Raw genomic sequence first — 7,825 nt, forward strand, 5'->3', positions numbered from 1 at the left:
CCCGCCGACGTCGTTGCGGTGGCCTGTCTCGTCCAGCGTCAACTATGATGGCCGCACCGCCTCCGGAAGCAACGTGCTACGAAATGCGCGCTTACGGTGCTTCGGCGCTCAGGGCCTTGGGAGCAGCAGTCTTACGGGCAGGAGCCTTCTTTGGGGCCACCTTCTTGGAAGCGGCCTTCTTTGCTGCCGGCTTCTTCGCCATCGTGGTTGCAACCTTGGCGGCAGGCTCTGCCTGCCTGGCTACATCCGCATTGCCCTTTGCCGGAGCTTCACCCGCTTTGGCCTTGGGAGCAACTTCGCCATTGCTCACCGAGCTGCTCTTCGCGGCAGGCTTGGCAGCAGTTGCCTGCTTCGTCTTGGGCGCCGATTTCGCCTTGCCCGGTGCCGACTTGACGTCGCTGGCTGCCGAAGACGCTGCGTCATCGCTCTTGGCCCCAGTATCCTGGCGATCCTGGTGAATGCCCACAGCAACCTTGCGACGCAGCGCGGAATAGGAGGCGGCGACGATCGCGTAGTCAGCGGGCAGGCCGTAACGCGCCTTGTATTCGGCTTCGGTAAGGCCGTGCTTCCTCAGGTGGCGCTTGAGCGTCTTGAACTTCTCACCGGTAATGAGCGAGACGATGAAGTTGGGATCGCGGGTCGATTCCGCGATCGAAACGGCAGGCTTGGGGGCTTCGATTGCTGAAGTTTCCGGTCGTGCTGCCTTGGGCACCGTTTTGGGCGCAGCCTTGGGTGCGACCTCGGGCTTCGCAGGCGCGGCGGGTGTAGGCGTTGACTTGGCGGTGGGCGCCGGTGCAGCTGCAAATGTTGCCGGAGCGGTTGCAGCGTGGTCAAAGTCGGTAATCGCCTTGAACACATCGCTGAGCAAGTTGGGCAGTTGGGCTGCATTGAGCGTGTTGTTGTTTACATAGGCTGTCACGAGGTCGAGCGAGGCGCGGCGCGCGTCAAAGTCTGCCATGAGGTATCCGATCCGGAGAATAGTGTGAGCTACACGGGCGTAGCAATTGCGCGACCCCATAGTAGTATTGGCGACAAAAGCAAGGATCGGCCTTGAGAGGTTACGCTGACGGTCAATGGGAATGCAAGACTATCCTGCCGAGATACCAATTCAAACGCGCCGGGAAGGCGTAGTCGCCCTCGTGATCACATTTGGGCGCCGCTACTACCGCCCGGGCCCATGGGCCCCGAAAAAATTGCGGCAGCCACAAAGGACTGCCGCCAGATATGCTTGACCCCTTCCGGTACTGGAAAGATGAAGAGGCCATTCGGGTCGCATCCATGTCCGTTAACGACGCTTCTTGATTCGCACTTGTAGAAATGCGCCACAAGACGTGCCTCACCTACGATCAACTGAAATTTGCGCAGCATTGCAGCAGACCCGGCGAGGCACGGCCAGGACCCCTTTGCCTTCCACGCACCCGTGCCCTGCTACTTTTCGGGACGATCGATGTCGCGCTTATCTCGCTCGCGGAAGAATGACGTGGGGCCTTGTTGCCGGAGATTGCCATTTCTCCTGTACTGCCCATCGTGTCGGCATTTGGTTCTGCAAGACGATCATCAGTCAGGTCAGCCACAGGCCATAATCGCCATGTTCAGTGGCGCACTTCGTCTATCGCCTCGATTTGCGCAACAGCCAGGTCTTCGGCCTTGAGAAGTTCCGAAATCGGCAATTGGAGAAGGACCACATCCTCTTCACGAAAATAGATTTCATGCCCGTTGTCGTGGTCCACGAACGGCAGGAAATCTGCGGAAACCATATCGATCATGGTGTCCACCTCGAGCACGCAGTCAGTCTCACTGCGAAAGCTGTAGTCCTCGCCATTGGCCTGGATCACTCGGGTATGGACGATCTGCGCAAGGATCTCCTCGCCGCCAAGCCCGCTTGCCGAGATCACTTGCTGCGCGTGCTCGACAATCGCCGCGTCAAAACCGGCAGACAATGCGCTTCCGGTCAATTGATCTTCGATAAGGGCGACCATCGCCTCGTAGACCACAAGCGGATGACCGGAATATCCGTGAAGCGCATCGCACGTCTCCGGGAAACTTCCATCACCCGGCAAATTGCACCCATCTCCCAAAAGATAGAGCCTGGAAACCTGCGACAGGCGCAAGCGGACCAACCGGTTGTCGAGCGTGGCGAACGGCATCAGAAACTCGGGGTCAACCGCACCATTAACCCCCGCGCGAAGTGTGTCCGAGGTGCGCAGGCTAACGGGATACCAGATGACCTTGTCGTGGCGCTTGAGCTTGATCCCTACGTGGCCCCAGAAGCCATTTTCATCCGCCATCAGGTCGGCATCATTGTCTCCAAAGCCCTGGGTCAGCCTGACGTCAAGACCGGCAAGAGCATGTACATTGGTGCGAAACAGTATGGCGAGGGTTCTGAGCTCCTCAAGGCTCGGCACTGTCTTCCCCAGCTCCCAAGCCTGATAGGCCTTCAAACTCATTGCGAGCATTTCGGCCACCTGATTTTGGCTGAGCCCAGCCTCAACCCGGGCTTCTTTCAACTTGAGGACAAGAGCCATGCCGAGCTCCGTGAAACGGGATAAACGCCTTCTATGCCAATTTACGGCTTGGGCAAAGCAGGGCATCGATCGGTATCGCTGCCGGTCTTGCGCCATGGTTCGCCTGGATCATCACCTGGAGAATATGAGTGGCCAAGACACATAATACTGACGCTCTTCCGGGCCATCCGATTCCCAAAGCCCGCATTCTGAAACAGTCGCGGGCACATGAAACGCGCGCCAGGATCCTCCAATGCGCGCGCGAAGCATTTGTCGCACATGGGTTTGCCGCGGCGAACGTGCGCGACATTGATCGAGCGCGGCCTCGTCCCCGACATGCCCCTGCCCTCGCTGGTCTACGCCATAGTCGGCATGGTTCGGTTGCCATTCGTTCTTGCGCGGGAAGCCCAGCTTGCCATGGGCTATGATTTCATGAAGGGCAAAGCCATCGACGCGCACGCCAATTGCGTTATCCAATTGCTCATGCATCGATGACGGCAGAAGCATGTCGAGCAACTGTAACGTGGCGATTATCTGGGTAGACACGATGCCGCCGAGATGGTGATTCTGGCTGCATGGGCCGCGTGATCGAGCAGCCCAGGATAAAGCGATCCTTGCGCCGTGGGCCTATTGCGTTGCCAGTCACAATGACCAACTCGCATCATGGGCGTAATCGGGGTCAGTTCCGGTAGGGGGCGAAATGACACCCTAAACACCGCCAGCGCAAATCAGGCCGCCACGGCAAGGCGCACGCCGAATGCCTTCATCACGCGCAACAGCGTACCGAGCGTCGGATTGCCGTTGTCGCTGAATGCCCTGTAAAGGGCTTCCCGGCTGATCCCGGTTTCGCGGGCTAGCGCCGACATCCCATGCGAGCGCGCGACGGTGCTGAGGGCACGCAGCAGTTCCTCAGTGGTGCCATCCTCAAGGTAGGCGTCGAGATACGCCGCGATATCAGCCGGGGTGTTCAGTACCTCGGCTGCATCCCAGGACTTGGTTTCGAGTGTCATCGTCAAACCTCCTTCGCCATGGCCTTCGCCCGATCGATGTCCCGTTCCTGCGAGCCCTTGTCGCCGCCGCACAACAGGATCACCACGACATCGCCGCGCCGTGTGTAGTAGACCCGGTATCCCGGCCCGAAGGTAAAGCGTAGCTCACTCACCCCGTCGCCGACCGACTTGGCGTCGCCGAAGTTGCCCTGAGCGATACGGTCAATCCGTTTGGCGATCCGCGCCCGCGCCTGAACATCCCGCAGCGCCGTGAGCCAGTCGATGAACTCGGCGGTGCGGAGGACTTCGATCATGTCAAGTATAATGCACAGACTGGGGCGACATGTCAACTATATACTACAATGCCGATCCGTCCCGCTGGCGGCGCACAATCGCCGTGACCGTGTTCTTGCTGATCCCGAGATCGCGTGCAATCCAACGATAGCTGCGCCCGGCTTCTATCACCTCGATGACCCTCGGGGTCAATCGATCCGATTTCGGACGGTCTCCAGGTTGACGGCCCAGTTTGCGTCCGCGCGAACGGGCTGCAGCCAAGCCGAATTTGGCCCGTTCGCTGAGCAAGGTCGCCATGGAGAGACGATGAACGCGGTCCACGCGGAGTATGGCAATGGTCCCGGCACAAAAAGCTACAGCTCGGTGAACGACCAGTATGCACCGTTCGCATCGCGCCTCATCCCGGTGACGGCGAGCGAGGCACCCTACATCCTCAGTGGCCTGCTGGCCAATGAGGCGGGCAGGCAGATCCGCGAACAATATGCCGACACGGCAGGCTACACCGATCACGTCTTTGGCATGAGCGGTCTGCTCGATCGCCGCCTCGTCCTGCGCATCCGCGATCTGCCATCGAAGCGGTTTTACGTGTTTGATCCCGCCGCTACTCCGACCGAACTGCGCAAGCTGGTGGCGGGCAAGGTCCGGGAAGATATCATCGTCGCCAACTGGCCGGACCTGTTTCGTGCTATCGCCACCGTGAACTCGGGCCGGATCGAACCCCACCAGATGCTGCGCAAGCTTGCCGGCTATCCACGCCAGAGCAATCTGGCGGTGGCCTTGCGCGAAGTTGGCCGGATCGAGCGCACGCTGTTTCTCATCGACTGGATCCTCGATGCCGACATGCAGCGTCGCGCCCAGATCGGGCTCAACAAAGGCGAGGCGCATCATGCCTTGAAGAATGCGCTGCGGATTGGCCGCCAGGGCGAAATCCGGGATCGCACCAGCGAGGGGCAGCACTTCCGGATCGCCGGGCTCAATCTGCTGGCCGCCATCGTGATATTCTGGAATACCTTGCACCTGCACGAGGCCGTTGAAGCTCGGCGCCGGGATGGCCTCGATGTGCCTCCCGAATTGCTTGCCCACATCTCACCATTGGGCTGGGCGCACATTCTGCTGACCGGTGAATATCTCTGGCCCAAGGATGCTGAGCCGGTGTAGGCAAGATCGGATTGTGAGTATCGTCAAGGCATTGCGATGGCAAAGACAGCGACAAAACTGCCCAGCGACAGGGTGATCCGCGCCCTGCTGGCCAAACACGATTGCCCGGTTGGCTATCACGAGGTTCGCACCCGACTGTTGGGCGCCATCGCCAGTCCCGATCCTGACGTGAAGCCCATGACGGTGATCGCCGACCTTTGGGGCGGGGAATTGCCCGAGTTCGACAGTATGGATGACGCCAATGAACTGCTTGGCACACTCGTGATGGCGCTATGGAACGAACTGGCAGCGCACCAGGATCCCAAGACACCATTCAAGGCCATGCCGGTGCCGATGGAGCCGACCGCGGCCAATCTCGGCAATTTTGGTCTGGTGCGCGGTCAGGAGGCAGAAGGGTTTGTCGAAGGGCTGTTCAACGGTGCCGAAGAATCTGGCCTTCCCGAACGGGCACACGAAGCCGTCACGCATTTAGGCGAAATCAGGGCCATGATGCTTGGTGTCGCCGACCTTATCGAACGCACCGCTGGCGAGCCTGAGGATCGCGCGCAAATCAAGGAAACTATCCAGCATTTGCGCACCATGACTGAGATCATGGAGACCGAAATCCACGCCGCCGTTCTCGCCTGCGTGCGTGTGCGGCAGCAGGGCCTTCCCGGCCTTACCGCGCCGTGGCCAACCCGACATTGAAACCCACGCAGGAAATGGACGCCGAGCAACGGCTGCGCGAGAAATTGCGCAAAATCGAGGCCCTGTTTGCTGGGGCGGCAACCGCCGGTGAAAAAGCCGCAGCGGGCGCCGCCGCTGAGCGCATACGGCGCCAATTTTCTGACACCAAATCGCGAGAAAAGGCCGAAGAGTTCAAATTTTCCATTCCAGACCCGTGGTCGCGCCAATTGTTCACCGCCCTATGTCGCCGTTATGGGCTGCGTCCGTTCCGCTACACGCGCATGCACCGCCAGACGGTCATGGTTCACGCCCCCGCCAGCTTCATCAACAACACACTGTGGCCGGAATTTCAGGAATTGAGCGACGCGCTCAGCGCCCACCTGATGATCATCACGGAACGGATCATCCGCGAGGAGGTTTACGCCACTACCGGGGAGGCCGACGAAATCCCCGAGCCAGCACGTCTGCGATAACAATTCCGTTTGACGATTCGCTTAGGGTGTCATTTCGCCCCCTGCCGGAACTGACCCCAACATCCTGTCAATCAGCCCGCGCCTGAGAAGGCGGCCGACGAACACGAGATCGAAGACTTCACTGGTGTCTCCCGACGAATTTGTCCCGCCTGCCGCTGCGGTCACATGATCTGTATTGAAGTGCTTGAACGGATTTCGCCATCACCAGGGCCCCAATTCTGGCTGGAAACATCATGACAATCCTCCATCGGCCACCGATGATCGCCCCAATCGCCGGGTTCAAAAGGCTATAGCCAGCTTGTCGCCTGAGCCAGAAACTGGCGCGAACAGCCTCAATTCGACCGCCTTGCCAGCTTCCAACCTGGTTTTACAGCCTACGGCGCCACTCGCCACAAGACGATGCTGTCGGTCAAAATGCTCGCCGGCATATCTTGAAAGCCGGTTGCTCCATACAATCCCCATAGGCGCAACGCTGCGCTGGCGGCTTCGTTCAACACGCTTTTAGCTCACCGCCGCGGCAATCAGGCTGTGCCCTCTCCCTTGCGTCGCGCGCCGCGGCGCCAACCTAAAAGCGCTCTTCATTATGTGAAAATGTGCCATATCGAATTGAACCAAATGGCATTTTAGATGAACAAGCGCTGTTGACACTGACACAATCCGGACAACCTGAGTCCGCCGGACGTCGGCGCGGGTCGAACACAGTGCATACTATGCAATCTAGACAATTGGTGCAATCGGTGCGATAAAGGATCCAGATTGCAGTATGGAGTCATCCCGTGCCGAGCCTTGCCGCAGATAGCCTACCTCTCCGGGGATTGAGTGCCGGCGACGTGCGCGCTGCGCTGAAGAGCAGCAATCCAAAGGCGCGCTCCAGCGATCTTAACATGATGGCAGAGATCCTCTCCTTTGTTTCAGGCGTTATCGCCGAACTCCCGAAGGCGGAGCAAAGCGAACTCGCGCGCGAAAAAGATGAGGTCCGCCGGATCCTGATCGAAGCCGTTCATAGCGGCCGACCCGAAACGCGGGTGCCGCTCAAACCGACGGGGCGAGTTGAACGCCGACGCGGCGCTGGCCTCGGGGGGATCATTCCCCTCGAAGAGGGGAAAGCCCGGCTCGATCGCTATGCTTCGGCACGGCCGCTCGAAAGTTGGGCCGGGCCGGTGGCAGGTGCTGGTGAGGTCGAGGACAATCTTGGGATTCCTCGGTCGACGCTAAGCAGCTGGCAGCAGAAAGGCATGGTCGTCGGATTGCTGCGTGGCACCCGAAAGCTGGCCTATCCGCTGGACCAGTTTGTGGACGCGCGGCCGCTCGAAGGCATCGCCGATATCCTTCGCCTTGCCCCAGAGGCTCGGTCTGCGTGGCTCTGGCTTCGCCAACCGCATGGGGCGCTGAACAATCGTGCGCCGCTCGATGCGCTGAAGGCCGGTGATCGCCAAGAGGTGGTGATCGTTGCAGAGCGTGACTTTGCCTGACGCATGGCATTTGACGAGAAGATTCTCGCGTCGCTGACCCGGCGCGTTGAGCCAAGCGCATACCTGCGTTGCACGCCCATCGCGCATCGCGCGACGCCCCTCGGGATGGGCTATGGCAAAACGCGTTTCGCGAGCCCGGATGACCGTTTCAAGCTGCTCTACATTGCGGAAGATTGCGGATTCCGAAGGAAGCCGGCCGGGGATTCCGATTTGATGTCGGCCACCATTCCGATTTGAAGCCGGCCACCTATTCCGACTGATGTCGGCCA

The 7,825-nt window shown here is 59.8% G+C and carries 10 protein-coding genes and 1 pseudogene; 5 read left to right on the forward strand and 6 right to left on the reverse strand.

Annotation, left to right across the window (positions count from 1 at the left end; all coding sequences use genetic code 11):
- Positions 1 to 91: 91 nt before the first annotated feature.
- The 6 genes from B5483_RS22505 to B5483_RS22530 all read right to left on the reverse strand — a co-directional run bounded on the left by B5483_RS22505 (position 92) and on the right by B5483_RS22530 (position 4,084).
- Positions 92 to 958 carry a MucR family transcriptional regulator gene (locus tag B5483_RS22505; protein ID WP_176168182.1) on the reverse strand — a complete coding sequence of 289 codons (867 nt, stop codon included), beginning with the start codon at positions 956 to 958 and terminating at the stop codon, positions 92 to 94.
- A 634-nt stretch (positions 959 to 1,592) separates the two neighbouring features.
- A complete protein-coding gene (locus tag B5483_RS22510; protein ID WP_176168183.1) occupies positions 1,593 to 2,525 on the reverse strand; it encodes a helix-turn-helix transcriptional regulator in 933 nt (310 codons plus the stop codon).
- 111 nt (positions 2,526 to 2,636) lie between these two features.
- Positions 2,637 to 3,020 carry a hypothetical protein gene (locus B5483_RS23045; protein ID WP_176168184.1) on the reverse strand — a complete coding sequence of 128 codons (384 nt, stop codon included), beginning with the start codon at positions 3,018 to 3,020 and terminating at the stop codon, positions 2,637 to 2,639.
- Between the two features lie 212 nt (positions 3,021 to 3,232).
- Positions 3,233 to 3,514 carry an addiction module antidote protein gene (locus tag B5483_RS22520; protein WP_054948399.1) on the reverse strand — a complete coding sequence of 94 codons (282 nt, stop codon included), beginning with the start codon at positions 3,512 to 3,514 and terminating at the stop codon, positions 3,233 to 3,235.
- 2 nt (positions 3,515 to 3,516) lie between these two features.
- Positions 3,517 to 3,807, reverse strand: coding sequence for a type II toxin-antitoxin system RelE/ParE family toxin (locus B5483_RS22525; protein WP_054948400.1), 291 nt, complete (start codon positions 3,805 to 3,807; stop codon positions 3,517 to 3,519).
- A gap of 43 nt (positions 3,808 to 3,850) precedes the next feature.
- Entirely contained in the window at positions 3,851 to 4,084 is a 234-nt protein-coding gene (locus B5483_RS22530) for a hypothetical protein (protein WP_245829571.1), read from the reverse strand.
- Between B5483_RS22530 and B5483_RS22535 the strand changes: the two are divergent.
- From B5483_RS22535 to B5483_RS22555, 5 genes and pseudogenes are all read left to right on the forward strand, one after another.
- A pseudogene (locus tag B5483_RS22535) lies at positions 4,019 to 4,945 on the forward strand (Tn3 family transposase); the annotation flags it as partial. The gene B5483_RS22530 and the pseudogene B5483_RS22535 overlap by 66 nt on opposite strands.
- Positions 4,946 to 5,017: 72 nt before the next feature.
- A complete protein-coding gene (locus B5483_RS22540) occupies positions 5,018 to 5,632 on the forward strand; it encodes a UPF0149 family protein (RefSeq protein ID WP_245829570.1) in 615 nt (204 codons plus the stop codon).
- Positions 5,633 to 5,646: 14 nt separating this feature from the next.
- Positions 5,647 to 6,084 (forward strand): hypothetical protein, encoded by a 438-nt coding sequence (locus tag B5483_RS22545; protein ID WP_079732134.1) that lies wholly within the window; start codon positions 5,647 to 5,649, stop codon positions 6,082 to 6,084.
- Between the two features lie 815 nt (positions 6,085 to 6,899).
- Positions 6,900 to 7,556, forward strand: a complete 657-nt coding sequence (locus B5483_RS22550; protein ID WP_079732135.1) for an antitoxin Xre/MbcA/ParS-like domain-containing protein — start codon at positions 6,900 to 6,902, stop codon at positions 7,554 to 7,556.
- A 3-nt stretch (positions 7,557 to 7,559) separates the two neighbouring features.
- Positions 7,560 to 7,793: a hypothetical protein gene (locus tag B5483_RS22555; RefSeq protein ID WP_079732136.1), complete on the forward strand. Its 234-nt coding sequence runs from the start codon at positions 7,560 to 7,562 to the stop codon at positions 7,791 to 7,793.
- Positions 7,794 to 7,825 lie beyond the last annotated feature (32 nt).

The organism is Novosphingobium mathurense, assembly GCF_900168325.1.
Lineage (GTDB): Bacteria > Pseudomonadota > Alphaproteobacteria > Sphingomonadales > Sphingomonadaceae > Novosphingobium > Novosphingobium mathurense.